The 25,610-nt window shown below is 61.6% G+C and carries 22 protein-coding genes; 16 read left to right on the top strand and 6 right to left on the bottom strand.

Going from position 1 to position 25,610, the window contains the following annotated elements; all coding sequences use genetic code 11:
- Positions 1–329 precede the first annotated feature (329 nt).
- From BLJAPNOD_RS33880 to BLJAPNOD_RS33845, 8 genes are all read left to right on the top strand, one after another.
- Entirely contained in the window at positions 330–1,364 is a 1,035-nt protein-coding gene (locus tag BLJAPNOD_RS33880; RefSeq protein WP_115423191.1) for an ABC transporter substrate-binding protein, read from the top strand.
- 4 nt (positions 1,365–1,368) lie between these two features.
- The gene (locus tag BLJAPNOD_RS33875; RefSeq protein WP_115423036.1) at positions 1,369–2,181 is read left to right on the top strand and encodes an ABC transporter ATP-binding protein; all 813 of its coding nucleotides are present in this window, start codon (positions 1,369–1,371) and stop codon (positions 2,179–2,181) included.
- 62 nt (positions 2,182–2,243) lie between these two features.
- The gene (locus BLJAPNOD_RS33870) at positions 2,244–3,017 is read left to right on the top strand and encodes an ABC transporter permease (protein WP_244611215.1); all 774 of its coding nucleotides are present in this window, start codon (positions 2,244–2,246) and stop codon (positions 3,015–3,017) included.
- Between the two features lie 112 nt (positions 3,018–3,129).
- A complete protein-coding gene (locus BLJAPNOD_RS33865; RefSeq protein ID WP_077502376.1) occupies positions 3,130–4,485 on the top strand; it encodes an FAD-dependent oxidoreductase in 1,356 nt (451 codons plus the stop codon).
- Positions 4,482–5,639, top strand: coding sequence for a CoA transferase (locus BLJAPNOD_RS33860; RefSeq protein ID WP_077502375.1), 1,158 nt, complete (start codon positions 4,482–4,484; stop codon positions 5,637–5,639). The genes BLJAPNOD_RS33865 and BLJAPNOD_RS33860 overlap by 4 nt, the downstream gene beginning before the upstream one ends.
- The gene (locus tag BLJAPNOD_RS33855; RefSeq protein WP_115423034.1) at positions 5,636–6,409 is read left to right on the top strand and encodes an enoyl-CoA hydratase-related protein; all 774 of its coding nucleotides are present in this window, start codon (positions 5,636–5,638) and stop codon (positions 6,407–6,409) included. Before BLJAPNOD_RS33860 ends, BLJAPNOD_RS33855 begins: the two co-directional genes overlap by 4 nt.
- A 45-nt stretch (positions 6,410–6,454) precedes the next feature.
- On the top strand, positions 6,455–7,378 hold the full coding sequence (locus tag BLJAPNOD_RS33850; RefSeq protein WP_115423033.1) for a LysR family transcriptional regulator: 924 nt from the start codon (positions 6,455–6,457) through the stop codon (positions 7,376–7,378).
- Positions 7,375–8,769, top strand: a complete 1,395-nt coding sequence (locus BLJAPNOD_RS33845) for an amidohydrolase family protein (protein WP_244611202.1) — start codon at positions 7,375–7,377, stop codon at positions 8,767–8,769. The genes BLJAPNOD_RS33850 and BLJAPNOD_RS33845 overlap by 4 nt, the downstream gene beginning before the upstream one ends.
- On the opposite strand, the gene BLJAPNOD_RS33840 is transcribed toward BLJAPNOD_RS33845, so the two are convergent.
- The 3 genes from BLJAPNOD_RS33840 to BLJAPNOD_RS33830 form a co-directional block, all read right to left on the bottom strand.
- Entirely contained in the window at positions 8,754–9,641 is an 888-nt protein-coding gene (locus BLJAPNOD_RS33840) for a dihydrodipicolinate synthase family protein (protein WP_077502372.1), read from the bottom strand. The two genes, BLJAPNOD_RS33845 and BLJAPNOD_RS33840, sit on opposite strands and share 16 nt — an antisense overlap.
- 26 nt (positions 9,642–9,667) lie before the next feature.
- Positions 9,668–10,006, bottom strand: a complete 339-nt coding sequence (gene fdxA, locus BLJAPNOD_RS33835) for a ferredoxin (protein WP_115423032.1) — start codon at positions 10,004–10,006, stop codon at positions 9,668–9,670.
- A 220-nt stretch (positions 10,007–10,226) separates the two neighbouring features.
- Entirely contained in the window at positions 10,227–12,389 is a 2,163-nt protein-coding gene (locus tag BLJAPNOD_RS33830) for a hypothetical protein (protein ID WP_077502455.1), read from the bottom strand.
- Between the two features lie 939 nt (positions 12,390–13,328).
- Here BLJAPNOD_RS33830 and BLJAPNOD_RS33825 point away from each other — a divergent pair.
- Together BLJAPNOD_RS33825 and BLJAPNOD_RS33820 are read left to right on the top strand one after the other, a co-directional pair.
- Complete coding sequence (locus tag BLJAPNOD_RS33825; protein WP_115423031.1) at positions 13,329–14,357, top strand: four-carbon acid sugar kinase family protein; 1,029 nt, start codon at positions 13,329–13,331, stop codon at positions 14,355–14,357.
- 2 nt (positions 14,358–14,359) lie between these two features.
- Positions 14,360–15,061: a FadR/GntR family transcriptional regulator gene (locus BLJAPNOD_RS33820; RefSeq protein ID WP_077502357.1), complete on the top strand. Its 702-nt coding sequence runs from the start codon at positions 14,360–14,362 to the stop codon at positions 15,059–15,061.
- Positions 15,062–15,135: 74 nt separating this feature from the next.
- On the opposite strand, the gene BLJAPNOD_RS33815 is transcribed toward BLJAPNOD_RS33820, so the two are convergent.
- Genes BLJAPNOD_RS33815 through BLJAPNOD_RS33805 form a run of 3 tightly spaced genes read right to left on the bottom strand, consistent with a single transcriptional unit; the run spans position 15,136 to position 18,412 of the window.
- The gene (locus tag BLJAPNOD_RS33815) at positions 15,136–16,254 is read right to left on the bottom strand and encodes an iron-containing alcohol dehydrogenase (RefSeq protein ID WP_077502356.1); all 1,119 of its coding nucleotides are present in this window, start codon (positions 16,252–16,254) and stop codon (positions 15,136–15,138) included.
- 8 nt (positions 16,255–16,262) lie between these two features.
- Positions 16,263–17,219, bottom strand: coding sequence for a 4-hydroxythreonine-4-phosphate dehydrogenase PdxA (pdxA, locus tag BLJAPNOD_RS33810; RefSeq protein ID WP_077502355.1), 957 nt, complete (start codon positions 17,217–17,219; stop codon positions 16,263–16,265).
- Positions 17,216–18,412, bottom strand: a complete 1,197-nt coding sequence (locus BLJAPNOD_RS33805) for an exo-alpha-sialidase (protein WP_115423030.1) — start codon at positions 18,410–18,412, stop codon at positions 17,216–17,218. The genes pdxA and BLJAPNOD_RS33805 overlap by 4 nt, the downstream gene beginning before the upstream one ends.
- A gap of 236 nt (positions 18,413–18,648) precedes the next feature.
- Between BLJAPNOD_RS33805 and BLJAPNOD_RS33800 the strand changes: the two genes are divergently transcribed.
- From BLJAPNOD_RS33800 to BLJAPNOD_RS33775, 6 genes are all read left to right on the top strand, one after another.
- Positions 18,649–19,533, top strand: a complete 885-nt coding sequence (locus BLJAPNOD_RS33800) for a DMT family transporter (RefSeq protein WP_115423029.1) — start codon at positions 18,649–18,651, stop codon at positions 19,531–19,533.
- 27 nt (positions 19,534–19,560) lie between these two features.
- Positions 19,561–21,060 carry an ABC transporter substrate-binding protein gene (locus BLJAPNOD_RS33795; RefSeq protein ID WP_115423028.1) on the top strand — a complete coding sequence of 500 codons (1,500 nt, stop codon included), beginning with the start codon at positions 19,561–19,563 and terminating at the stop codon, positions 21,058–21,060.
- A gap of 90 nt (positions 21,061–21,150) precedes the next feature.
- Positions 21,151–22,062, top strand: a complete 912-nt coding sequence (locus BLJAPNOD_RS33790; RefSeq protein WP_077502352.1) for an ABC transporter permease — start codon at positions 21,151–21,153, stop codon at positions 22,060–22,062.
- An 11-nt stretch (positions 22,063–22,073) separates the two neighbouring features.
- Positions 22,074–22,997 (top strand): ABC transporter permease, encoded by a 924-nt coding sequence (locus BLJAPNOD_RS33785; RefSeq protein ID WP_077502351.1) that lies wholly within the window; start codon positions 22,074–22,076, stop codon positions 22,995–22,997.
- Positions 22,990–24,609, top strand: a complete 1,620-nt coding sequence (locus BLJAPNOD_RS33780) for an ABC transporter ATP-binding protein (protein WP_115423027.1) — start codon at positions 22,990–22,992, stop codon at positions 24,607–24,609. Before BLJAPNOD_RS33785 ends, BLJAPNOD_RS33780 begins: the two co-directional genes overlap by 8 nt.
- Positions 24,610–24,637: 28 nt before the next feature.
- The gene (locus BLJAPNOD_RS33775) at positions 24,638–25,519 is read left to right on the top strand and encodes a dihydrodipicolinate synthase family protein (protein ID WP_115423026.1); all 882 of its coding nucleotides are present in this window, start codon (positions 24,638–24,640) and stop codon (positions 25,517–25,519) included.
- Positions 25,520–25,610 lie beyond the last annotated feature (91 nt).

The following is a 25,610-nucleotide window of genomic DNA, read 5'->3' as shown; positions in this document are numbered from 1 at the left end:
CGAGGCGCGGGCATAGTCCCCGATCACGTCGTTGGTGTCGGACGGATTGATATTGCGAACCACGTCGTCGCCGTCGATCCATTCCCCATCAATCAGGTTGCTGTGCATGATATCTGTCCTCCACGACGGTGAGCTGAAATGTCCGCTCGCTTATCCGACGGGCACGGGGCTCAAACAAAGAACAATCTTTCGAGCCTGCCGTTGCCGAAAAGGCAAAGCCGCGAGAAGTCTGTGTGTTGCCGTATCGGCAATGCTTACCGCGAAAAATTGTGCTTTATGAGATGCCAAATTTCATCATCATCGCTCCCATAACAAGCCAGGGGAACGATATGTCTCATTTCATGATGAACCGCCGGGGTTTCCTTTCCAATGCCGCTGCAGTCGGCGCGATTGCCGCGACCCACAGCCTGATCAATGTTTCGCCCGGTCGGGCTGCCGAACCGGCGACAATCCGGATGCAACTCGGCTGGCTGCCCTCCAACGGGCTCCTCGGGGAACTGGTGGCTAGCAAGAAGGGCTATTACGCCGAGAGCGGCGTCGAGCTGGAAATCGTACCCGGCGGACCGAATGTCGACGGTGTCGCCGGCGTTGCCGTCGGTCAGTCGACGATCGGCCAGATTTCCTCCAGCCCGTCCGTCATGCTCGCCCGTTCGGCCGGTGCGCCGATCAAGGCATTCGCGGCCGGTTATCAGAAGCATCCTTTTGCCTATTTCTCCCGCAAGGCAAATCCGATCGCCAAGCCCCAGGATATGATCGGCAAGACGATTGCCGCCATCCCGACCTCGGTCATCCTGCTGCGCGCACTCCTCGCCAAGAACGGGATATCGGAGGACCAGGTCAAGATCGTCAACATGGGTTCCGACATGAACCAGCTCGTGACCGGTCAGGCCGATGCAGTCTGTGGGTGGCTGACCAATGTCAACGCTCTGAAGGTTCTGGGAGACGACCGGGTCGACCTGACGCTTTGGGACGGCGGCATCCGACTTTATGCCAATGTCTACTACACAACTGACGACCAGCTGGAAAATCACGCCGACCATCTCGCGGCATTCGTATCGGGTGCGGCACGCGGATGGAACTATGCACGCGAACACCAGGAGGAGGCGGTCGACATCCTGCTCGAATCCTATCCGAACCTGGACAAGGCAAGCGAACTCGAGGCCATAGGGCCGCTGATGAAATTCGTCTTCAACGAAACCACTGCCAAAGTCGGCTGGGGTGGCATGGAGCGTGCAAACTGGGAGGAGCAGATCAAGACCTATGCGGACCTCGGCCAGTTCAATGGGCCGGTTCCCAGTGCGGACGACGTCTATACGATGGCCATCCTCGATGCCACCGCCGACATCCGCAAGAGCGTAGGATAAGGCGATGCTGGAAACGCTTAGCAGACCCAAGCCGGTGTCGGTCAGCGCAGCCAACGGCTCCGCCGTGTCGGTGACAAACCTTCATATCCGTTTCGGCGCGGATGATTCCAGCTTCACCGCACTCTCCGACGTTTCGGTCGAAATACCGACCGGCTCGCTCGTAACCATGCTCGGCCCTTCCGGCTGCGGCAAGTCGACGTTGCTGCGGACGGTCGCTGACCTCGTGCATATCAGCGACGGGTCAGTGTCGGTGCATGGCCAGACACCGCGCAAGGCACGTGAGGGCCGTGATTTCGCCTTCGTCTTCCAGGAAGCGACGTTGCTGCCCTGGCGCAACGTGATCGACAACGTGCGCCTGCCGCTTTTGGTGGGAAAGCGCGAGGCAGGCGCGATCTATGCCGACCCGGAAGAGTTAATTGCCCTCGTCGGGCTGAAGGGTCGCGAAAAGGCGATGCCGCACGAATTGTCGGGCGGCCAGCGCCAGCGCGTGGCGATCGCCCGTGCGCTGGTGACCCGCCCACGCATCCTGTTGATGGATGAACCGTTCGGAGCGCTCGATGAGATCACGCGCGACAAGCTGAACGAGGAATTGCTGCGCCTTTGGCAGGAAACCGGGACCACGATCCTGTTCGTCACCCATTCGATCCCCGAGGCCGTCTTTCTCGGCCAACACGTCCTGATGCTTGCCGCCCATCCCGGTCGCGTCAAGGAGTTCATGAAGGTCGACTTGCCCTATCCGCGATCGCTCGCGATGCGTGACACGGTCGAGTTCATTCGCGTGACCGCCCACCTGCGCACACTTTTGGGAGAATGTTGATGGCTAATGTCCTTCCTTCGCAAGCGGAAGGCCGCGCTCTGGTAGACGGCAACAGGTTCAAGATGCTCGACGCGGTCGCCGCCATGGCCCTGCGTCACCTGCCGGCAACGCTTGCCATCCTCGGCTGCATCCTCTTGTGGCAGCTCGTCGTCTGGGGCTTTTCGGTGCCAACGTTCATGGCCCCAGGGCCGCTCGACGTGATCAAGGCCTTCGGCGAAAACGCCGGCGTGCTGTGGTCGAATTTCTTGCCGACGCTGATGGAGGCGGTTCTCGGCTTCGTGTTCGGCAATGTCGTTGCCGTCCTGCTCGCGGTGTGGTTCGTCTATAGCCCGCTTGCGGAGCGGGCGTTCTACCCGATCGCGGTCATCGTCAAGTCGATCCCGATCATCGCCCTTGCGCCGATCCTGGTGCTGCTCGTCGGCAACGGCATTGCGCCGAAGATCATCATCGCCGGCCTGATCTGCTTCTTCCCGACGCTCGTCAACATGGTGCAGGGATTGAAGTCGGCAAGCCCGGCAATGCTCGATCTCATGCGCATCCTGTCGGCCAGCAATTCCGAGATCTTCTGGAAGGTTCGTCTTCCAAGCTCGCTGCCCTTCCTCTTCGCCGCCCTGAAGATCGCGGCGACGAGCAGCGTGATGGGGGCGATCGTTGCGGAGTGGATCGGATCGAGCTACGGCCTTGGCGCCCTGATCATCGAGGCGACCTATAATTTCCGTTCGCCGCTGCTCTATGCGACCGTCGTGGTCGCCGCTTCTCTTGCCGTGGTTCTCTTCTTCGCCGTTTCGTTCGCGGAATCGAAGATCGTCCGCTGGAAGCCGACGACGGACCACTGACCCCCCACACCCTTCGCTGCCGGCCCGGATCCCCGGTCCGCCCAACCGACAAAGTCACTGGCTGTGAGCGCCCTCACATTTCGCCGGACACGCCCCCTATGGAGGAAAGACAATGGAAACAATCAGGGAACCCTTGCGCAACGCCAGGATCGTCGACCGCTCGGACGTGGTCGTGGTCGGTGGCGGTCCTGCAGGCATTTCCGCCGCCGTGTCGGCGGCCCGCACGGGCGCCAGCGTCACCCTGCTCGAGCGCTACCCCTACGTTGGGGGCCTTGCCGCAGGTGGCATGGTCCTGGTGCTCGACGACATGGTCAATAGCGTTGAAATCACCGTGCGCGGCATCTGCATGGAGATGATCGAACGGATGAAGACGCTTGGCCTTTGCGTCACGCCGACCGATGGCGACCGGCAACTCGACCTTCGCGATACGCCGGAAGCATGGCGCCGCTGGGCACGCTGGGGATTGTTCGACTTCCACACCCCGTCTGCGCCGCATCCGATCTGCTACGCGGCCGCATTTGATCCGGATGCTTTCAAGCGTGTCGCCTACGACATCTTACGCGAATCCGGCGTCAAACTCAGGACGCACAGCTGGTTCTCGTCGGCGATCGTCGAGAACAACACGATCAAGGGCGTAGTCTGCCAAACCAAGGCAGGGCGCGAGGCCATCATGGGGGATGTGGTCATCGATGCGTCGGGCGATCTCGATGTCGCTGCCGACGCCGGCGCCCAGCATACGGACGGCAACTTCATCCTGACGACCGTCTCCCGCTGGGGCGGCATCGATACCGAAGCGGCCGAACGTTTCGAGTTCGAGGACCCGGAAAGGTTCAAGATGCTCGATCATGAGGCCAAGCGCCTGATCGGCGGTTGCTGGTCTTTCTGGTGGCTGAAGACGCCGCTGCCCGGCGTGATCTGGCTGAACTGCCCGCACATGCCGAAGCTTTCCGGGCTCAGCGTCGAAGACCTGACCTACGCGGAACTCGAGGGTCGCACCCGTATCGCTCGCCTGCTCGACTTCGCCCGGGCGAACTTGCCAGGCTTCGAAAATGCCCATGTCATCGACTTCGCGCCGCAGACGGGCGTCCGGCAGTCGCGCCTGCTTCAGGGTGAGTATGTCGTCACCAAGGATGACGTGATGAATCGCCGTCACTTCGCCGATACGGTCTGCCGTGGCCGCGACTACTACACGCCCTACCGGGCCATGCTGCCCAAGGAGGTCGACCAGCTGATCGTCGCCGGAAGGCATTACTCAGCGACGATCCAGGCACAGAAGTCGAGCCGCGAGATCCCGCCGTGCATGGCGATGGGCGAGGCGGCCGGCGTCGCGGCGACCGTGGCGCTCAACGCCGGCGTGAAAGTACGGGATGCGGATGTCAGGGCGATCCAGAAGCAACTGCGCGCCCAGGGCGCCGATCCCGGCGACATCCCATCCGAGAATGCAACCTATCTGGAGGCCGCAGAATGACATCTCTTCCCCTCGACGGTATCCGCGTCGTCGATTTCACCCAGGTCATGCTTGGGCCTTGCTGCACACAAATGCTGGCCGACTATGGCGCAGAGGTGATCAAGGTCGAAAAGGCCAAGATCGGCGATCTCTCGCGCTGGTCGCTCGGGTCGGATCCGGATGGCCTCAACAATCCGGTCTTCTCGTCGCTCAACCGCAACAAGAAGAGCCTGGCGCTCGACCTCAAGCAGGACGAGGCGCGTGCGGCGGTGCGCGCCCTGATCGACACGGCAGACGTGGTCGTCAACAATTTTCGCCCCGATGTCATGGAGCGCATGGGTTTTGGCTATGAAGATCTCAAGAAAACCAATCCCCGGCTGATTTACGCCGTCGGTACCGGCTTCGGCTTGGAAGGCCCCTATCGGCACAAGGGGGGACAGGACATTCTCGCGCAGGCGCTTTCGGGTGTCATGCGGCGCAAATCGGATGCAAGCCACCCGCTGTCGATCTATGCGACGCCGCTTGCCGACTACTCGGCCGGCATGCATCTGGTCCAAGGCATCCTGCTGGCCCTCCTGCACCGCGGGAAAACCGGCCAGGGTCAACAGGTTGCGGTCAGTCTCTACAGTTCCATGCTCGCCATGCAGATGCAGGAGGGCACCACGCACATGATGCGGGAGAAGGACCTGAACTGGGGCGCCTTTCCTCTTACGGGCGTCTTCGAAACCACCGATGGCGCCATCGTCATGGTTGGCGCCTTCAAGCCGAATCCCCTGCGGGACATTTGCGTCGCGCTGGAGATCGAGGACCTGTCCCTGCAGCCGCAATTTGCGGACTTCGATGAGCAGATGAAGCGTCGCCCGCAACTGCAGCAGATCTTTCGCGAGACCTTCGCAACGAACAGCAATGCACACTGGCTTGCACGCCTGGAGCAGGTCGACATTCTCTGCGCACCGGTGCGCTCGCTTCCCGAAGCCCTCGACGACGAGCAGACGACGATCAACGGCATGGTCCTGGACGCCGGCGAAACGAAAGCCGGTCCGGTCCGGCTGGTTGGCTCGCCGATCGCCATGTCCGCGGCAATGGTGACGGTGCGCATCGCGCCGCCGAAGCTCGGCGAGCATAACGATGAGATCCTCTCGGCGATTGCCGTGCGTCAGGGAGATGCGGCATGAGTGTCGAGTTCGTCGTAAAGGATCGCGTTGCCAGCGTCACGCTTTGCCGTCCGGAACGGATGAATGCGGTGGACGCGGCAACCGAACGCGAACTGGAGGCGATCTGGCAAGAGATCGAATCGCGCGACGACATAAGCTGTGTCGTGCTGACCGGTGCCGGAGAACGGGCATTCTGCGCCGGGGCAGATCTGAAGGGGGCCGAAACGACCGGCCTCGAATACTGGACCGAAAGTCGGCCGAACGGTTTTGGCGGGCTGGCTTTTCGCCGCTCGCTCGATGTTCCCGTTATCGCCATGGTCAACGGCTATGCGCTCGGCGGCGGCTTCGAGATGGTGCTCGGCTGCGATATCGTCGTCGCCTCGACGACGGCGGCCTTCGGACTACCGGAGGCTCGCGTTGGGCGCCTGCCACTCGATGGCGGCATGGTCCTGTTGCAAAGGCGGATTCCCCACAATCTAGCGATGGGCGTGCTGTTGACGGGCCGGCGGTTTTCCGCCGCCGAAATGCAAGGGTTTGGCATCGTCAATGAGGTCGCCGAACCGGGGGAGCTCGACGCCGCGGTCGCGCGCTGGACAAATGAAATCGTCGCCTGCGCGCCCCTTTCGCTCCGGGCGATCAAGCAGACGGTCAATCGCACCGGGCATCTTTCGCCCACCGAGGCTCAAGCGCTACGCACGCCCGCGCTGGTGAGGGCGCTCAATAGCGAGGACGCAATGGAAGGTGTCAGTGCGTTCCAGCAGAAGCGTGCGCCCGTTTGGAGGGGACGATGAGCGTGCTATAGGTCGGTGCCCAGGGGGAGGGAAGGTTCCAATCGAATGCACGCCAGCATCCTGAAATACTTTGTCGCGGTCGCACGGTCCGGGTCCATTCGCAAGGCCTCCGAGGAGCTCCATGTGGCATCGTCGGCGGTCAGTCGCCAGATCAAGAAACTGGAGGACGAGCTCGGTATCGCCCTGTTCGAGCGGCTTTCGAACGGCTTGAAGCTGACCGTTGCAGGTGAAAACGTGCTGCGCCACGCTCGGGGCACGCTTGAGAATTTCGAACTTCTGCGCAGCGACCTCGGTGCGTTGCAGGGAAAGAAGACCGGCCGCGTGCAAATGTCCTGCCTCGACAGCCTGGCCATCCAGTTCCTGCCGGAAATGGTCAAAGCCTTCCACCGCATCCATCCCGGTGTGAGCTTCCATATCCACACCGCCGGTCACGGCAACATCAGCAGTCTGGTGGCCGAAGGCGACGTCGACATGGGGTTGACCTTCGATCTGGCAAGGCCGGACGATACGGAGATGCTCTTCCGCGTGCCCATGCCGCTGATGGCTTTTGTCGGGCGTGGGCACCCACTGGCCAGGCAGCGGGAAGTCTCACTCGCCGAGTGCGCCCAGTACGATCTTCTGCTGCAACTCGACACCCAGCCGATCCGTTCGCTCATCGAAATCGAATTGTCCGTCTTCGAGCGGACTGGGCGGCCTTTTGTGCTGTCGAACAGTCAGATGATGCTCAAGCCCTTCATGATTTCCGGCCAGGGTGTGGCCTTCTTCACGCCCATCGGTTTCCTGGCGGAGATCAAGGCGGGTGACCTTGTAGCCATACCGCTTTCCGGGTCGCGTCTTCAAAACCTGCACGTCGGAATTCTCGTTCAGCGGCGCCGCCAGCGCACGCACGCGGCCGAGGCTGTCATCGAGTTCGTCGGCGCGGAACTGCAGAGGTTCAGCGATCAGATCATGGAGGCTATCCGCACGTGAGCGCCGGAGCGATCCCCGGACGACTTCTCTTGCGTCCCGGTCATGAGGCTGCACGCCGCGCGGATCTCTTGCGGCATCTGCCGGACGGCGTTTCACCGCCAGCAATCCCGGCCAATGCTCTCCTCATGCCGCCGCCCGTCAACGCCCATGACCACGGCTATGGCATCCGCACGCTCGATTTCGGCAACATCGACGATGCGCTGGAAGTCTGGATCCCGGGCCTTCGGCTGAGGCCCCGAACCGACCCTTACCTCGAAGCGCTCGTGGCGTTCTCCCGGTTGGCGAAGACGGGTATCGGCGCGACGATGCATTGCCACAACTCGCTGAATATCGACCGGCTGGTAGAAGAGGCTGGCGCCGTGATGCGCGCCGCTCGCGATGTGGGCATACGACTTGCGCTCTCCTGCCCCCTGCTGGATCACGACCCTTGGGCCTATGACGGTGGGCCGCAGCGGCTGCGACCGTTTCTCACGCCGGCAGACTGGGACGAACTCAGCGCCTCGATCCCGCACTATGCGCCGCCCTCGGTCCAGATTTCGGCGGCCGACGCGGTCGCTGCCGCAAACACCAGCCCGCTGATCGATATTCAGTACGGCCCGATCGGGCCGCAATGGTGTTCCAACACCCTGCTCGAAAGCATCGCCGAGGCTTCCGCCGCGACAGGCCGTCGCATTCACATGCATCTGCTCGAAAGCCCGAGGCAGAGACAGTGGCTGGACCGGCGCTTCCCGCAAGGCGTCGTGCGATACCTCGACGAAATCGGTTTCCTCTCGTCACGCCTCGCGGTTGCCCACGGCGTTCAGTTGCGACCGGATGAACTGGAGCTGCTGGCTGCGCGGGGTGTACAGCTCGTTTCCAATCCCTCGGCAAACTTGCGCTTGCGTTCGGGCGTGGCGCCAATCGCCGCGGTGCCGGAAAGCGGGCCCGCTTTTGCGTTCGGTCTTGACGGCACGGGGTTCGACGACGATCAGGATCTCTGGCGCGAACTGCGCCTTGCCCATCTGCTGCACGGTGGTAGGGACGTGACACGGACCTTTACGCCGGCGCGGGTGTTCGACGCCGCGATCCAGGTCGGCGCCAAGGTCGTGAATGCGCAAGGGAATGACGACTTGGTGCTCGTGGACTACAGCGCCCTGATCGTCGACAGCCTGACCGACGATCTGGACGAGGCGGAGGTTCTGCTCGCCCGGATGACGGCGGCTCACGCGAAGGGTCTCTACGTCGGCGGACAGGAGATCATGCGTGATGGAAAGCTGACCCGGATCGACTATGAGGGCGCCCGGGCCGAACTGCTGCAGCAGGCACGCGCCGATCTTCCGCGGCTGACCGGCGAGCGTCAACGTGTGACTAAACTCGCCGCTGCCACGCGGGCTTATTACTCCGGCTGGTGAACCTCAACTGCGAGAAGGTCGAGCGAAGACCGGTGTGCCGTGGCGAGCTGCGGCTGCGGCGGCGCCGCATTGAACCAGACTGGGTTCCCCGATCTCTTGGCCACCAGGTATTTGACGGACGGAATCAGCGGGTTGGCGGAAATCGCCTGCCGCAGACGAAGCACTCGATCCTGCAGAGGGATATCGCCCTGGCTCTTCCAGAGCTTGGCCGACAGACCCGGGTCGACATTGACAGTCGCGGAGATCGTGCCGGCGTAGTTGTCGGCGTCGGCATCGGCAAGCGTCGCCTCGTTGCTGGGAAAGACGGCGAAGTTCGGGATCGCGGCCAGCTGACGGGCATAGTCGAGATCGCCTGAGCTGTCCTTGGCGCCCTTGATGCGAACGGGAAACGCCGCGGCAAGTCTCGCGACTAGTGCCGGGCTGAAGGTAATGCCGGTCATTTGCGGAAAGTTGTAGAGATAGATCGGGATCGGGCTTTTCTCGGTCGCCTGGATGAGGCGCTCGAACCAGGCGAAAAGCCCGTCGTCCGAGGCCGGCTTGTAGTAATAGGGTGGCAGGACCAGTGCAACGGCATAGCCGAGGCGATCGGCGAGCGCTGTGAGGGCGATCGTCGTCTCAAGGTCCGGCGTTCCGGTGCCGACCATTAGTCTTTTCGTATCGAGCGCCTCGGCAGCGGCCACCATGACGGCCCTGCGCTGCTCGAAAGACAGCGAATTGGCTTCGCCGGTCGTCCCCAGCACATTCAGACCATCACAGCCATTGTGCAGGCACCAGCTAGCATGTTCGACAAAGGCTGCGGTATCGATCCGGCCCTGATCGTCGAACGGCGTCGGCACGGCGGCAACGACGCCACCGAATTCGGTCACAGACATGTCTCGTTCCTATTGCTGAAATATTGCTATGCTACTGTTGCGGCTTTCTCGAAGCTGGCAACGAACGGGTGGTCCAGCACTGTCGAGCACTCTTTGCTCCATCCGCCAGGCGACCCCATTGCGGTAACGTCGGGGCCGAAGAACTCCTTGTTGACGGCGATGAAATGGCGCTGGCTCCCGGAGATTTCCTGGTCCCAGACAATGGCATCGACGGGACAGATCGACAGACAGAGCCCGCAGTTTATGCATTCTTCCGGATGGATGTAGTACGTACGTCCACCTTCGTAGATGCAGTCGACAGGACAGGCCGCGGTGCAGTCGCCGTCTTTCACGTCGATGCACGGCTCTGTAATGACATAGGCCATCTTGCTTGCCTCTGATGAGTTGCTTGCAAGCACAATGTTTCAGAGTTTCTCCTGGCGAAGAAGCATAGATATTCGCAACGGACGTTGCCAAAAAGGCAACGTTTGGCGGCTGTCGGCGTTCCGCCGCAATCCGTTCAACGTGTCATTCGCGCTTGCTCGCGCCAATTCGTGAGATGGCGATATGGCCAGCGTCGGGCTCCTTTCGGAGCCCGCTGCTCCTCTATTGCGCAGTAGCGCCGAGATCGACCTTATCGAGAAGAAGGGCAGGATGTTCTGCGGCTCCGACCAGTTCGAGCGCACTGATGCCGGCGGCGTCCTTGGCCTTGGCCGTCAGGGTAAACGTTCCCGGCTTGTTGATGAACTGGGAAAGCGCCATCGCAGCCTCCTGCAGCTTCGGTTGAGTGGACGCAAACTGTTGCAAGCCCGCCGTCGTCATCATCACGAGGATTCCGCGCACGCTGTCTTCGGTCATGGCGTTCTCATCGGCATAGAGCTTTATGCCCTTGGTCATGATCCCCTTGTCTTCGAACTTGAGCTTGGCCTCCCGGACCGTGAGGCCAAAGAGTGCCATCTGTGCCGCGGTCATGTCACCGGAGAAGAAGTCCTTGGTGGCACCGCCCATGATCCCCGAGAAGGAAAGGCTGCCCATGTCCTTGCCGCTCAAGGAAATCTCCTTGATGACGAGGTTCTCCTTCGGCTCGTCCCAGGCCAGTTCGAAGTTGGAAGAAATGATCAGCTTGTCAAGACCGAGCTGGCGCAGCGCCTTGGAGGCTTCGTCTTCGGCGTCCGACGGAACGGGCACGCTGAGATCTTGATAGGCGATGCGGACTTCCGTCGGGATGCCATTGCGGGGCTTGGTCAATGCCACCTCATAGCTGTCCAGTGTAAACCGTATGCGCTCAGGGACCGAAGGCATGGTCGCCTGGTCCGCTGGTGCCTCGTCCAATGGAGCGTCCTGGTTGTCGGCGCCATCAGACGGATCCCTGTCGGGCAATGTCTCGGCGCTTGCAGATGGGTCGGTGTCAGCGCCGGGTGCGCCTTGTTCATCCTCGCCGGCTTCGCTTTCCGCCACACTTGCTGTCTCGCCAGGCATGTCGACGTCCAGACCCTTCAACCGGATCGTGCCGAACTCCGGCATGAGCGTTGTGAGGGGGAAGTCTTCAAGCTGCTCTTCGTTCAACTCTACCAGCTTCGTCAGCGCTTCCATGGTCGGATCCCAGGAGAAGCCACTGATGCTCGCTTCGGAGAACTTGGCGTAGTCGGCGCCTTCGCCGATGGAAACTCCGTGCATGGCACCGTTAAAGGTACGGCCTTCGAGTTGGACCGCCATCTTGTCGATGGCCAGTTCAATTGTCTTGCTCTCGCCGCTGTCGTCCTCTTCGGAGATCTGCGTCTTGAGACCGAGCATCTCGATGTCGCCCTTGCCGATGATGTCGGCAAGGGAAAGGGCGCGTTTGAAAAATGCCTGACGCTCGGCAGGCGGCAGTGCGTCCAGATCGGCCGATTGCAGTTTCTCAAGTTTCTCAAGTGTTTCAAGAAGTGGTTCGGTCGGCATGCGGACGCTCAAGCCGCTGCTTTGCACCTCGTCATATCTGAAAGACGACGTGCCGTGCGACAGGACGATGTTTTTGACCGAAATCGGGCCGTAGAGTGGTTTGGGTTCCTTGTCGCCAGGACCGGCCTTTTCCCCGTAAATCCGGGCGAGGTAGGCTGCATCAAAGTCCTTGCCGCTCATGGCGCCCATGGAGCCGCTCATTTCCTCCTGCTTCGGTGCGCCGTCCCCATCCTGGATTTCCAGCGCCAACTCGAAGTTCGCCCCGCTGGCGGAATAACGCGCCACGCGACCGCCGGCGATATCCTCAAAAGCAACGTTCTTGTAGACGGTCATTTGTTTGGAGCCGGCGAACACCTGACTGACCGTAACCTCCGGCGCCACGACACGCTTCGCCGCAAAACGTTCAATGCGTTTCAATGGCGTCACGTTGGCCTGATCGCCGGCCTTTGCGGCGTCCGTTGCGAAATTGGGCTCCTCGACGCTTGCCTGCGGCACGGAAAGCTTGCCCACCGCCAGGTCGAGTTCGATACCTTTCAACTCGAACCCGCCTTTCAGGAAGGAAATCCTGGGTCGTCCGTCGATGGCAGCGACCCGCACACTGCGGCCGCCGGCGAAGGGAAGTGTAACGTCGCGCATATGAACGCGCCCGAGAAAATCCACCTCGACCGCAGCTGCCTTGCCGCCACGGTCGACAAGAAACCTGTCGGCCGCCCTTGTGAGCATGAACTTGCCAGCGGTTGCGCCGGCCACTGCGAGCGCGACGACCGCAACGGTGGCCCAAAGCGCTTTGCGGCCGCCATTGCCGGTTCGAATTTCTGCCTGCGGCACGATTTCTGTCCTTTCATCAAACAAGACTGACAACGATTCCTGACGTGCCGTGTGACTAATGAGCCGTTTCGCTTTATGCAAGTTTGGCGAGAAATAATCCGCTGGAGGAATCCTGGTTGCAAGAACCCTTGTGGCACAAGACCGGCTGCGGCAGCGATTTGCGTTGATGGCTGGCGGTGGAAAAGACCCGGTCACGCCGTCGGCAGTTAGGGAGCGGCGGCACCGACATTTCCAGGGCGAACCGCGTTGCCGCTATCGACGGGATAATGCCGCCAATCCCATCCGCAATCTCCCAGGTCATCAAAACCCGGGGAGAGTGACATTCCAACTTTGCAGGATCAGGACACTTTAACTTTGCGGCTACATAGGAAGATCGCGTAATCTGCATTATGGAACTAGGCGTTGGAGGTGAGACTTACATGCTGGTACGCAGCGAGACGGCTGTTATGCCCGTTCGCGCGCGGATCGGCCGCTCAAAAAGGCTCGCCGCAGGCGGTTCAGCATAGAGTCGGCGAACGGCCAAGAACAATGCTCCCCCTCCATGGCTAACCGCATCGGAAAGGCTCGATCCTGCCACAATCATGGGTCGCTGAGACGCAGCGTCGACGAAGATTACCGCCATTTGGCCGCTAAGCTTTTATGACCCGTGCGCCAAGTTCGCACAAAGTGCAACGTGCACTTCAAAGGGACTGACTGAAGTCGGCGACCGAAATCCATCGTTGAGATGACGACCGCTGCGCGCGGCCGCCATCACTGGTTCTACCCTTCACAGTCGCCTGACAGGCGCTGCATTAAATTTCGTGCCACAACCTCTTCCTCGAAGGACCGCCAGTTGCCAGGTTCATCAGGAGATATTTGTAACTATCAATTCAAAATTCCTTGACATTTCAACTGAAAAGGCTGGAACTAAGATAACAACAAATTCATGGAGCTCGTTTCATGCTGGCAATTGTTGCCGATGACCTGACCGGCGCCCTGGATGCGGCCGCCCCATTCGCCAGCAGGGGCCTGCATACTGAGATTGCGCTTACTGTCGAGGCCCTCCCAGGGGCCTTGAGCGCGCGCCCGAAGGTCGTTTCAGTCAATATTGGCTCGCGGGAAATGGATGTCGCATCGGCGCAACAGGCAACAGCTGCGGCGCTTGCTGCCTTGCCGCCGGGCGCGCGCCTTTTCAAGAAGATCGACTCGCGCCTCAAGGGCCACATTGCTGCCGAGCTCGATGTTATCCCATTTCGCTCAGCGCTTGTTTCTCCTGCCATTCCGGATTTCGGACGGATGGTAAAAGCAGGCCGTGTACAGGGCTTTGGGGTGGATGCGCCGATACTGATCGCCGAAAAGCTTGGCCGGCACGCACGCAACGTCACGATCCCTGATATCGCGACTGCGGAGGAAATGCGTCGCTCGCTTCAATCGGCCCAGGAATCGGGAGTGGACCTGTTGATCGGTGCACGTGGACTGGCCGAGGCACTGGCATGCCAAATGAGCGGCGGAGCAAATCCGCTCGCTGCCGAGGTCCCCGAAGGTCCGGGGCTTTTTGTCATTGGCTCGCGTGATCCGATCACGCTGGCGCAGATCGAAGAATTGCGGGCAACACTCGAGCCGCGTTATCTACCGGCGCCAAACGGACGCCTGAGCGAAGCGTCTTCGGATGGCAGCTTGATAACTCTGGTGCAAGCGGTTGAAGGCGATGTCGCAATGACCTCCCATGAAGTCTCTCGCCTTCTAGCCGAAAGCGTCTTTCCGGCTTTGACACAGGCCGCTTCCACGTTGCTTCTTTCCGGTGGCGCCACTGCGCAGGCAGTGCTCGATGTGATGGGGATCACGCGTTTCCGGCTGATGGGTGAGTGCATGCCTGGTCTGGGCTTGGCCTTCGCCGACGGACATTGCATCATCGCGAAATCCGGAGGATTCGGTGACCCGGCGACGCTGAGGGAGATTGCGGGCAGAATGCTCCGCAACATGGGATGACGATGGGACTGGAGAACGGAACGACACGCAAGAGCCTGGCCGACCTCGTCTTCGAGCGGATGCATCGCGCCATCAAGTCGGGAGCCTACAAGCCCGACGAACGCTTGCCGACCGAGCACGACCTGGCGGCTGAATTCGAAGTGTCCCGACCGGTCATTCGCGAGGCGCTCCGTCGCATCCGTGACCAGGGCCTGATCTATTCCCGCCGGGGCGCCGGAAGTTTTGTTCGTGCCGTCGGCATGAAGGAGCCCCTTGGCTTCGGGCAACTGGAGAATGTCGCGGATCTCTTGAACTGCTACGAGTTCCGGCTGACGGTCGAGCCGGCAGCGGCGGCAGCGGCAGCGGCGCGCCATGATGACGCCAGTCTTGGCGCCATTCGCCAGGCGTTGGAGTTGATGCGGGACGCGACCAACCGGCAGTCGCATCGCGAGGACGCGGATTTCCAGTTCCATCTGGCGATCGCGCGCGCTGCCCAGAACAGCTATTTCTCCACCGCGATGGAAGCCCTCAAGGACCATATTGCCGTCGGCATGAAATTCCATGGCGCATCGGTCAAGCGCGAGACGGCGGGCCTCACACGAGTTTTCGCCGAGCACGAAGCGATTTGCGACGCGATCGGCGCCGGTGACGGCACCAAGGCAAAGCAGTTGATGCATGATCACCTGACCGGCTCGCGCGAGCGGTTGTTTCAGACGACCAGATAGGTCAGCGCCGGCCGCAACGCGAAACGCCCCGGCTTATGGTCGAGGCGTTTGCAATTGGACAAAGCCCACAGGGCTTAAAAGGCTGCCCTGTAGACAGCCAGAACCTCGTCGACGCTCATATCAACAGGGTTGTTGTCCATCAGGCGGCGATTGGCATGCGCCTCGCTTGCATAGAGCGGCAGATCGTCCGGCGTCGCACCGTGAGCGGCGAGCGACATTTCGATGCCGAGATCGCTGCAAAACCCGTGCGCGGCGCTCAGAAGGTCCGCCTCGGAAAGAGCTTCGCCCAAGCCCAGCGCCCGCGCCACCTCATCTGTCTTCCTTGTGGCGACGGAACGATTGAAGGCGAGCACGTGCGGAAAAATGATGGCGTTGGCAAGGCCATGCGGAAGCCGGAGCCTTGTTCCCAACGGATAGGCGATGGCGTGACCTGCGGCCGTGTTGACGGGCCCAAGGCATATGCCGCCATAGTAGGAGGCCAGCATGAGCCCTTCGCGGGCCTCGGTATCGGCTCCGTCCTTGACCGCGCGGGCCAGATATTTGCCGACGAGATGGAAGCCCATCCTTGCAAAGCCATCGATCATCGGATGCGCTCGCCGATTGGTGAAGGCCTCGACGCAATGTGCCATCGCATCGACACCGGTCGCCGCCGTGACTGCTGGTGGCACCGAATAGGTCAATTCCGGATCGAGAACGGCAAGGTCAGCGATCATATGTGGGCTTTCCACGGCGATCTTGGTGCCTTTTCCGGTGTCGGTGATCAGCGAGCGAATGCCCGCCTCGGAACCGGTTCCAGCCGTCGTCGCGACCTGAACCAGGCGCGTGTTGCGGCCGGCGACGCGATTGGGGCCGGCAACATCGACGAGCGTCTGGTCGCAATCCCAGAGCGCGGCAACCAGCTTCGCGACGTCGAGCACCGAGCCGCCGCCGAGACCGACGATCAGGTCCGGCTTGCATTGCCTCGCTGCCTCGAGGGCTGCGTCCAGCGTTGCGATATCCGGCTCTCCGGGTATCGCATCGAACACGGTGACACGGCCGGAAAGCCGCAGCCGATCTGCAAAGCCCGCCGTGATCGGCGTTGCGATCACCAGAGCGGAGCCCACTTCACCGGCCCAGGTTCCGACCTCGCCGACCGTGCCCGCGCCGACCACAAGGCGGCGTGGTTGGTGAAGGGTGATTTGAGCGTTTGTCATGGCTTGAGTCATCCTTGCTTAGCGCTGCCGGCCACGAGCTTGCGCGCGTAGGCTATGGCGGAGTTCATGTTGCCGTGGTCGGCGATGCCCTTGCCGGCGATATCGAAGGCCGTACCGTGGTCGACCGACGTGCGATCGATCGGCAGATCGACGGAGACGTTGACCGCTGTGTCGAAGGCGACAAGCTTGATCGGGATGTGTCCCTGATCGTGATATTGCGCAACGATCAGGTCAAAGGCACCGGAATAGGCGCGGTAGAAAACCGTGTCCGCCGAAATCGGCCCGTAGACGTCGATCCCTTCGGCGCGCGCGGCCGCGACCGCAGGCGCGATCTGGTCGTCATCCTCCGTGCCGAACAGGCCGTTTTCACCGCAATGCGGATTGATGCCGGCAACGGCGATCCTGGGCGCGGCGTAGCCGGTGCGCTTGAGATGTGCGTCCCCGGCCCTGATCGTTGCCAGCACCCGCTCCGTCGTCGCTCTTCTGATTGCCTCTTGCAGCGAGACATGCGTCGACACATGGATGACCTTCAGCCGCTCGGAAGCGAGCAGCATATAGGCGGCCTTCGATCCGGTCAGGCTGCGCAGCATGCCGGTATGGCCATCGTAGTGATGGCCTGCAAGGTTAAGCGCTTCCTTGTTGATCGGCGCGGTCACGATGCAGCCGATCGCACCGGCTTCAGCGTCGCGCACCGCTTTCTCGATAAACCGAAAGGCAGCATCGCCGGCGACCGCGCTCAGCTGGCCCCAGGGCAGCGGCGCGTCCTTGATCGGCAGATCAACGACATGAGGTGCGAGATCGATGTCCAGGCCGAGCGCAGACCGGGCGGCCTCAAGCGTCGTCAGATTGCCATAGATGCGCGTCTGCGCACGGTCTGCGCTGGACATTTCTGACAGAGCCCGCACCGCGATCTCGGGGCCGACCCCACAGGGATCGCCCATGGTTATACCGATGATATTGCTCATGTAACACTCCGTCGAGCCGCACTGTCCCAGCCGGGAGCCAGGCGGACATATTTGATCGCGCGCCGATGATAGGTGTAGGCGAGATGCAGCGTGCCGTCGGCGCCCTCAAGCAGCCACGGGTAGGACATTTCCTGGTTGCGGCCATCGGTCGAGTCGTTGGACAGACAGGTCCCCGGGCCTTCCTCGATCGATAGGCGCAGCGCGAAGGAGCGCCCGCCATCCTCGGAAAGGCAAACCGTAACGGGCGCGCGCGGAACGCCCCAGACAGGAACGCACCCCCCACGTGGATCCGCATCGGGCCGGCCATCGTCTTCGCCCAACTCGTCATAGAGCGAGGCGCGCCGGTCGGCCGACAAAAGCGCATTCACCGGATTGCAGATCATGGCGATGCGGCCGTCGCGAAGGCGGATTGCGGCAAGCGAGGAGTTGTTGTTCGGCACTTCGGTGGCGTGGGGCACCGACCAGGACCGGCCACCGTCGACACTCTCGGCCCGGTAGACAAAGTCGGCCTGGCGACGCCGGAAGAAGGCGGCGTAGCGATCCGCCCCGAGTGCAACCGGCGCCATGTGCACACAGCCGATGGACTGTTCGATATCCTCTAGTCGCCACGTGCTGCCTGCATCAAGCGAGACACCCACCGCGGCTGTGTCGTGACTGCCGTTCCATTTCTGGCCGGGGCGTTGCACGCATCGGAAAATCGGCAGCAGCCATGCGCCATCATCGCGCACGACGATCGGTGCGCGGACAAAACACCCGCGCGGCAGGTCGAGGTAACGCCCTTGCTGAGCCGAGAGCTTCAGTGGATCACTCGGATCACGCGCCACCTTTGCCATGCGGATCCGGCACTCGTCCTGATTTCCTGATGGTTGCGATGTGTGAAACAGCCAGAGCGTACCGTCCGGCGCGGAAAACAACACAGGGTTCTGTTCCGAATGCGCGGGGTCGTCACTCAGTGGCTGCGGCGGTCCCCAGCTCGTCGAACCTAGCGGCAGTATGGACGCGAAGATGGAGATATCCGACTTGCCTTCCAGCGTGCCGCCGAACCAGGCGCACAGGAGCGCGCCATCATCGAGCACGTGTAGAAATGCCGCATGGTTCTGGATCATTGGCGAAGGCAACAAGGCTTCGTGGCGCCCCGTGGACGCGGATCGAAGCACGCCGTTCATGTTGCGAGCGATTTCATCGGGATGCATTGGGCCCTCCAGTCGGCATCGAAAATCAACCAAATTTCCAAGTTGTCAAGTTCGTTTATGTTATTTACATTTCACTAGCCACTCACAGTCCTACCATATTATATTGAAACTATTAGCTTTTTTTAGAGAAGAATTGTCCGATATAATTTTACATGGGAAAACGATTTGACAAACTTCGTCGAAAGCTAGATGGTCATTGCAACACGGCACGAGGATGCCGGGGACGGAGGATCTTCATGTACAGCGCCAGCAGCCGCCACCAGGCTACGACGGCCGTCGTCTTTGCAGCGGGAGCAGCAACGCTCGCCGCGGCAGATGCCGTGATCGTGCGGGCGCTGAGCGGCGCAGTGCACCCTTTCGTCATCGGATTTTTCCGGGCGTTCTTCGGCGCACTGATCCTTCTGCCCTGGATCGCGCTACGCCCATCCGTTCTTGGCACGACGCACCCAGTGCGCCAGCACGCCCTGCGCGCCGGCTTCAAGCTGTTGGCGATGGTCGCTCTGTTTGCCGCCTTCAGCTGGGGGCCGCTGGCCGACGTGACCGCAATCGCCTTCACCTCCCCGATCTTTGTCGTCCTCGGCGCAGCCTTGACGCTTGGCGAACGGCCGGGCCCGATCATGATTGTGGCGGTCGCCCTCGGCTTTGCCGGTGCCATGCTGGTGATCGGCCCGTCCGCAACGGGTTTCACGCTGGCGATCTCGCTGGCACTTGCAGGGGCCCTGCTTCAGTCAGCGATCCAGCTGCTCTTGAAATCCATGTCGAAAGGCGACGCGACGTCGACGCTCGTCGTCTGGAACCTTCTCCTGACCGTGCCGATCGCCCTCCTGCTCGCCCTTCCCTTTTTCGCCATTCCCGGCCCAAGGGAAATGGGCCTGCTCGCGCTTCAGGGCGCAGTCGGCACCGCCTGCATGGCGCTGATGACCCATGCCTTTTCTCTGGCACCGGCGACCGTCGTCGCACCGGTGGACTTTCTGCGCCTGCCGCTCGTGGCCTTCGGCGGATTTGCCCTGTTCGGCGAAACCGTTGCGCTGACCACCATTGGCGGAGGTGCGCTCATATGCTGCGCCGCATTGATTGCCGCGCGTTCCGGAAAATTCAGGCCCGGCAGCACGCCGGACTGAACGAGACTTTCTAGGGAGGAAAATGCAATGAAGAAAACGCTTATCCTGGGGGCGCTCCTTTTGGGCTCCGCCATGTCACCTGCCTTTGCCGCATCGGGACCGATCAAGATCGTGCTGGCCGAGGAAGCTGACCTGCTCGAGCCCTGCATGGCAACCCGCTCGAATATCGGCCGCGTCATCATGCAGAATGTCAGCGAAACCCTGACCGAGCTCGACGTTCGCGGCGACAAGGGCGTCGTGCCGCGCCTTGCCGAGAAATGGGAGCAGAATGAAGACGGAAGCTGGCGCTTTCACCTTCGCCAGGGCGTGACATTCTCCAATGGCACGACCTTCGATGCCAAGGACGTCAAGCACAGCTTCGACCGCATCATGAGTGACAAGAATGCCTGCGAGTCACGTCGCTACTTTGGCGGCATGACGGTCACCGCCAACGTCGTCGACGATCACACGATCGATTTCAGCGCGGACCCGGTGCAGCCGATCCTGCCGCTATTGATGTCGCTCGTCACCATCGTTCCGGAAGAAACGCCGCTCGAATTCATCCGCGAGCCGATCGGCACCGGCCCCTACAAGCTGACCAACTGGACACCGGGCCAGCAGATCGTGCTGACGCAAAGTGATGACTACTGGGGCCAGAAACCGCAGGTCACCGAAGCAACCTATCTGTTCCGCGCCGATCCATCGGTCCGGGCAGCGATGGTTCAGGCCGGCGAAGCCGATCTCTCGCCGTCGATCTCGCAGCTCGATGCAACCGACCCGAAGACCGACTTCTCCTATCTCGACAGCGAGACAGTCTATCTGCGCATCGACCACAATATCGAGCCGCTGAACGACGTGCGCGTCCGTCGTGCGCTCAACATGGCGATTGATCGCCCGGCGTTCCTGGGTACCCTGGTGCCCGACAGCGCGCTGCTTGCCACCGCGATCGTGCCGCCGCCGACGCTCGGCTGGAACCCTGACGTGAAGGTCTTCCCGTACGATCCAGAGGCCGCGAAAAAGCTTCTGGAGGAAGCCAAGGCCGCAGGCGTGAAGGTTGAGACACCGATCACCATCATCGCACGCTCGGCAAACTTCCCGAACGTAACGGAGATCATGGAAGCCATTCAGGCGCAGTTGCAGGAAGTCGGCTTCAAGATCGATCTCAAGTTCGTCGAAGTGGCCGAACATGAAGGCTACTATTCCAAGCCGTTCAAGGAAGGTCGCGGGCCTCAGCTCGTCGCTGCCATGCACGACAACTCCAAGGGCGACCCGTCCTTCTCGATGTTCTTCAAATACGCAACCGAAGGCACGCAGTCTGGCTTTTCCGACCCCAAGGTCGACGACCTGATCAAGCGCGCCTCGGCGGCTGTCGGCGAAGAACGCGCCAAGCTCTGGTCTGAAACGATTGCCTATGTGCATGATGAAGTGGTGGCCGACGTGCTGCTCTTCCACATGGTTGGCTTCTCGCGCGTTTCCGAACGCCTGGATTTCAAGCCCACCATGGCGACCAACTCGATGCTTCAGCTCTCGGAGATCGGCATCAAGTGATCCGTTCCGGCGAGCACGAACTTCGCCAGTGACAGATGCAATCAAGGCGGCGGGAAGATCCCGCCGCCCTAAGCAATCGAGAGGCACAAGATGAGCTTCATTCGCAAACGCGCACTGGCCAGCCTGATTTCCCTTGTCGGGCTGATCGTGATGGTCTTTTTCCTCTCGCGCCTGACGGGAGATCCCGCCGCCCTGTTCCTCCCCGTCGAAGCATCGGCGGAAATGAAGGACCAGTTTCGCGAGATCCACGGCCTTAACGATCCGATCATGGTGCAGTTTGGCCGCTATGTCGGCGACGTCGTCACCGGCGATTTCGGCGAGTCGCTGCGCAAGGCACGCCCGGCACTCGACGTGGTTCTGGAAGCTTTCGTGTGGACCCTCTGGCTCGCTGCAATCACCATGTCGCTCGTGACGGGCGCTGCCATCGTCGTCGGCTCGCTGGCCGCGTTCCGCGCCGGCGGCTTTTTCGATCGCCTCTCCTCGGTAATATCTCTGATCGGCGCGGCGGTTCCGGACTTCTGGCTTGCCATTGTCGCGATCGTCGTCTTCTCGGTGAACCTTGCCTGGCTCCCGACATCCGGCACCGGCTCCCTCCTGCACTGGATACTGCCGATCGGCGTTTTGTTCGTCCGCCCGTTCGGCATCATCGTCCAGGTCGTTCGCGGCTCGATGATCAGCGCGCTTTCGTCCGCCTATGTGAAGACGGCCCGTGCCAAGGGCGTGAAGTCCGGGCCGATCATCTTCATCCACGCGCTGCGCAACGCCATGCTTCCGGTCATCACCGTCATCGGCGACCAGGCGGCGAGCCTGCTCAACGGCGCAGTCATCGTCGAAACCATCTTTGGCTTCCCCGGCGTCGGCAAGCTGATGATCGACAGCATCCTGCAGCGCGACTTCAACGTCGTTCTGGCCGCCATTCTCGTGACCGCGCTGGCGATTTTCGTCATGAACCTGTTGATCGACCTCGCCTACACGCTGCTCGATCCACGCATCCGTCATTGAAGAGGCCGGCCATGACCTTACAGACGACAGATACGGCGATACTCCAGGAACCGACCTTTGCTGTTCGCATGGCGCGCATGCTGTGGGCGGACAAGTTCGCTCTTTGCGCCGCCATCTTTCTGATCACAGTGCTCATTCTCGCGATCGTCGGGCCGAGCTGGCTTGGCGACCTTGCGACGAAGCAAAACCTGCGTGGCCGAAATGCAGCGCCGTTCGAATGGGAACGCGGCTGGGTCTGGTGGATGGGGGCGGATGCGCTCGGTCGTCCGCTGTTTGCCCGCATCATCGTCGCAACGCAAAACACGCTGATGGTTGCCGCCGGTGCGGTCGCGATCTCTGCGATCGTCGGCACCACGCTCGGTCTGATCGCAGGCTTTTCCTCCGAGCGCGTCAACCAGGTCATCATGCGGCTGGCCGACGTCATCATGTCGTTCCCGTCGCTGCTGATCGCGGTGATCGTGCTCTATGTCCTCGGCTCGTCGATCCTGAACCTGATGCTGGTTCTCTCGATCACGCGCATTCCGGTCTATCTGCGAACCACCCGCGCCGAGGTGCTGGAAATCCGCGAGCGCATGTTCGTGCAAGCCGCACGCGTCATGGGCGCTTCCAGCAAGCGCATCCTGTTCCGGCACATCCTGCCCGTGGTCCTGCCAACCCTGACGACGCTGGCCACCCTCGACTTCGCCTATGTGATGCTGGCGGAAAGCGCGCTTTCCTTCCTCGGCATCGGCATTCAGCCACCCGAAATCACCTGGGGCCTGATGATTTCTCAAGGCAGGCAATATCTCACCAATGCCTGGTGGCTGTCCTTCTGGCCGGGGCTTGCAATCATCTTGACGACCATGTCGCTCAACCTGCTTTCGAACTGGATGCGCATCGCGCTCGATCCAGTCCAGCGCTGGCGCCTGGAAATGAAAGGTCGCAAGAATGGCTGACCATCTGCTGGAAGTGCGGAACCTCTCGGTCGAATTTCACACCGTGATGGGCGTCGTCAAAGCCGTCCGCAATATCTCGTATCACCTCGATCGCGGCGAAACGCTGGCGATCCTGGGCGAAAGCGGGTCGGGCAAGTCGGTATCGTCGTCGGCGATCATGAACCTGATCGACATGCCGCCCGGCCGCATCAGCTCCGGCGAAATCCTGCTTGACGGCGTGGACCTCCTGACGATGCCGACGCACAAGCGCCGGGAAGTGAACGGCCGCCGCATCGCGATGATCTTTCAGGATCCGCTGAGCCACTTGAACCCGGTTTATACGGTCGGTTGGCAGATCCGCGAGGCACTGACGACCCACGGCACTGGAAACACCGAAGCGCAGGCCGAGGCCCTTAGACTGCTGACCCGCGTCGGCATTCCCGATCCCGAAAATTCGCTCGACAAATATCCGCACGAGTTTTCCGGCGGCCAGCGCCAGCGCGTCATGATCGCCATGGCGCTTGCGCTCCGCCCAGATCTGCTGATCGCCGACGAGCCGACGACGGCGCTCGACGTGACCGTTCAGGCAGAGGTGCTGGCGCTTCTCGAGGAACTGCAGCAGGAAACCGGCATGGCGGTCCTGATCATCACCCATGATCTCGGTGTCGTCGCCGAAATTGCCGACCGCGTCGTGGTGATGGAAAAGGGCGAACTGGTCGAGGCGGGAACGGTTCGCGATGTCTACAAGAACCCACAGCATCCCTATACCCGCAAGCTGATCGCCGCCGCCCCCGGAAAGGGCAAGATGCATTCGCCCGCAGCGCGCGGCGCGCCGGTCCTGTCGGTTCGTGACGTGCGCAAGCACTATGGCAGCTTCGAAGCGTTGAAAGGCATCTCGTTCGACCTCATGCCGGGCGAGACCATGGCCGTCGTCGGCGAGAGCGGCTCGGGCAAATCCACCCTCGCCCGCATTCTCCTCCGGCTGGACGAGCCCGACAGCGGCAGCGCCCTATGGAAGGGCCGTGACCTGTTCCAGCTTTCGCCGGCGGAACTTTACAAGCTACGGCGCGACCTTCAGATGGTGTTCCAGGATCCCACCCAGTCGCTCAACCCGCGCATGACCGTTTACCAGCTGATCTCCGAGGCCTGGGTGATCCATCCGGACATCCTGCCCAAGGCCAAATGGCGCGAGCGCGTCGCCGAGCTCCTGGTTCAGGTCGGCCTTGGCCCGGAGCATATGGGGCGATATCCGCACCAGTTTTCCGGCGGCCAGCGCCAGCGCATCGCCATTGCCCGAGCGCTGGCGCTCGAACCGCAACTGATCATCTGCGACGAGGCCGTCTCGGCGCTCGATGTCTCGGTCCAGGCCCAGGTCATTGCCCTTCTGGACAAGCTTCGCAAGGACATGGGCATTGCCTTCATCTTCATCGCCCACGATCTTCCTGTTGTCCGCGACTTCGCCGACCACGTCATGGTGATGCAAAAGGGCAATGTCGTCGAACTCGGCACGGTACGCGAGGTCTTCGAGGCGCCACGCCAGGACTATACGCGCGCGCTTCTGGCTGCCGGACTTGATCCGGATCCCGACGTCCAGGCGGCCAATCGCGCCGCCCGCCTCGAATGCGCCTCTTGAGAGAGCGCTCCCATCACTGGAGATAACAATGTCCAAGCAAGCCTTTGTCGCGCTCGTTACCTGCTTTAACGACGATGAGACGATCAACTACGACGCGACGCGCGCCCAGGTCCGCCGACAGGTGGAAGCCGGCAACAACATCATGTGCGCCGGCACGAACGGTGACTTCAGCGCTCTCACCTTCGAAGAAAAGGTACGCCTGACCGAGGAAGTCGTCGACGAGGTCGCCGGCCGCGTCAAGGTGATCGTCAATGCCGGCATGCCCGCAACCTTCGAGACACTGAAACTCGCACGCGAATTCGATCGCATCGGCGTCGATGGCATCGCCGTGATTACCCCGTTCTTCATCGCCTGCACCCAGGATGGCCTGATCCGTCACTTCTCGACGGTTGCCGACGCCGTCGAGACCCCGATCTACCTCTACGATATTCCGGCCCGCACGCAGAACCACATCGAGCCGGAGACCGCGCGCAGGCTTTCAGGGCACGGAAACATCGCCGGCATCAAGGATTCCGGTGGAGCGAAAGAGACGCTCGAGGCCTATCTCGCCGTGGCCAGGGACGTAGAAGGTTTCGAAGTCTATTCAGGTCCCGACCATCTGGTGCTTTGGGCACTGCAAAACGGCGCGGCCGGGTGCATATCGGGCCTAGGCAATGCCATGCCAAACGTCCTGGCGGGTATTTTGACAGCGTTCAATTCGGGCGACGTTGCCGAAGCCGAGCGGCAGCAGGCCATCTACTCGGCCTTTCGCACGGATCTGTATGCCCTCGGCTTCGCACCGGCGATGGTCAAGCGTTCGCTCTATCTGCAGGATGCTTCCGTTGGCGCCAGCCGTCAGCCGGCCCTTTTGCCCAACAAGGATCAGGACGCCCAGATCGAGGACATTCTGCGGCGGTACGAACTCCTGTGACCGGCGATTGCTCCGCGAGACGATAGACAGCCGGTAACAACGGTGTGAACACAGGCGTCGATCGAAACGCCTGTGTTCAGAAGCTCTACAC

It is taken from the genome of Ensifer sp. M14 (assembly GCF_003355565.1).
In the GTDB taxonomy this organism is placed as follows: Bacteria; Pseudomonadota; Alphaproteobacteria; order Rhizobiales; family Rhizobiaceae; genus Ensifer.
Note: the sequence above shows the minus strand (reverse complement) of the source record. Positions and strands in the feature narration are given on the sequence as shown.

Coding starts and splice junctions, on each gene's coding strand:
- BLJAPNOD_RS33880 (WP_115423191.1), top strand. CDS start 330: ATGTCTCATTTCATGATGAACCGCCGGGGTTTCCTTTCCAATGCCGCT.
- BLJAPNOD_RS33875 (WP_115423036.1), top strand. CDS start 1,369: ATGCTGGAAACGCTTAGCAGACCCAAGCCGGTGTCGGTCAGCGCAGCC.
- BLJAPNOD_RS33870 (WP_244611215.1), top strand. CDS start 2,244: ATGCTCGACGCGGTCGCCGCCATGGCCCTGCGTCACCTGCCGGCAACG.
- BLJAPNOD_RS33865 (WP_077502376.1), top strand. CDS start 3,130: ATGGAAACAATCAGGGAACCCTTGCGCAACGCCAGGATCGTCGACCGC.
- BLJAPNOD_RS33860 (WP_077502375.1), top strand. CDS start 4,482: ATGACATCTCTTCCCCTCGACGGTATCCGCGTCGTCGATTTCACCCAG.
- BLJAPNOD_RS33855 (WP_115423034.1), top strand. CDS start 5,636: ATGAGTGTCGAGTTCGTCGTAAAGGATCGCGTTGCCAGCGTCACGCTT.
- BLJAPNOD_RS33850 (WP_115423033.1), top strand. CDS start 6,455: ATGCACGCCAGCATCCTGAAATACTTTGTCGCGGTCGCACGGTCCGGG.
- BLJAPNOD_RS33840 (WP_077502372.1), bottom strand. CDS start 9,641: ATGTCTGTGACCGAATTCGGTGGCGTCGTTGCCGCCGTGCCGACGCCG.
- fdxA (WP_115423032.1), bottom strand. CDS start 10,006: ATGGCCTATGTCATTACAGAGCCGTGCATCGACGTGAAAGACGGCGAC.
- BLJAPNOD_RS33825 (WP_115423031.1), top strand. CDS start 13,329: ATGCTGGCAATTGTTGCCGATGACCTGACCGGCGCCCTGGATGCGGCC.
- BLJAPNOD_RS33820 (WP_077502357.1), top strand. CDS start 14,360: ATGGGACTGGAGAACGGAACGACACGCAAGAGCCTGGCCGACCTCGTC.
- BLJAPNOD_RS33815 (WP_077502356.1), bottom strand. CDS start 16,254: ATGACAAACGCTCAAATCACCCTTCACCAACCACGCCGCCTTGTGGTC.
- pdxA (WP_077502355.1), bottom strand. CDS start 17,219: ATGAGCAATATCATCGGTATAACCATGGGCGATCCCTGTGGGGTCGGC.
- BLJAPNOD_RS33805 (WP_115423030.1), bottom strand. CDS start 18,412: ATGCATCCCGATGAAATCGCTCGCAACATGAACGGCGTGCTTCGATCC.
- BLJAPNOD_RS33800 (WP_115423029.1), top strand. CDS start 18,649: ATGTACAGCGCCAGCAGCCGCCACCAGGCTACGACGGCCGTCGTCTTT.
- BLJAPNOD_RS33795 (WP_115423028.1), top strand. CDS start 19,561: ATGAAGAAAACGCTTATCCTGGGGGCGCTCCTTTTGGGCTCCGCCATG.
- BLJAPNOD_RS33790 (WP_077502352.1), top strand. CDS start 21,151: ATGAGCTTCATTCGCAAACGCGCACTGGCCAGCCTGATTTCCCTTGTC.
- BLJAPNOD_RS33785 (WP_077502351.1), top strand. CDS start 22,074: ATGACCTTACAGACGACAGATACGGCGATACTCCAGGAACCGACCTTT.
- BLJAPNOD_RS33780 (WP_115423027.1), top strand. CDS start 22,990: ATGGCTGACCATCTGCTGGAAGTGCGGAACCTCTCGGTCGAATTTCAC.
- BLJAPNOD_RS33775 (WP_115423026.1), top strand. CDS start 24,638: ATGTCCAAGCAAGCCTTTGTCGCGCTCGTTACCTGCTTTAACGACGAT.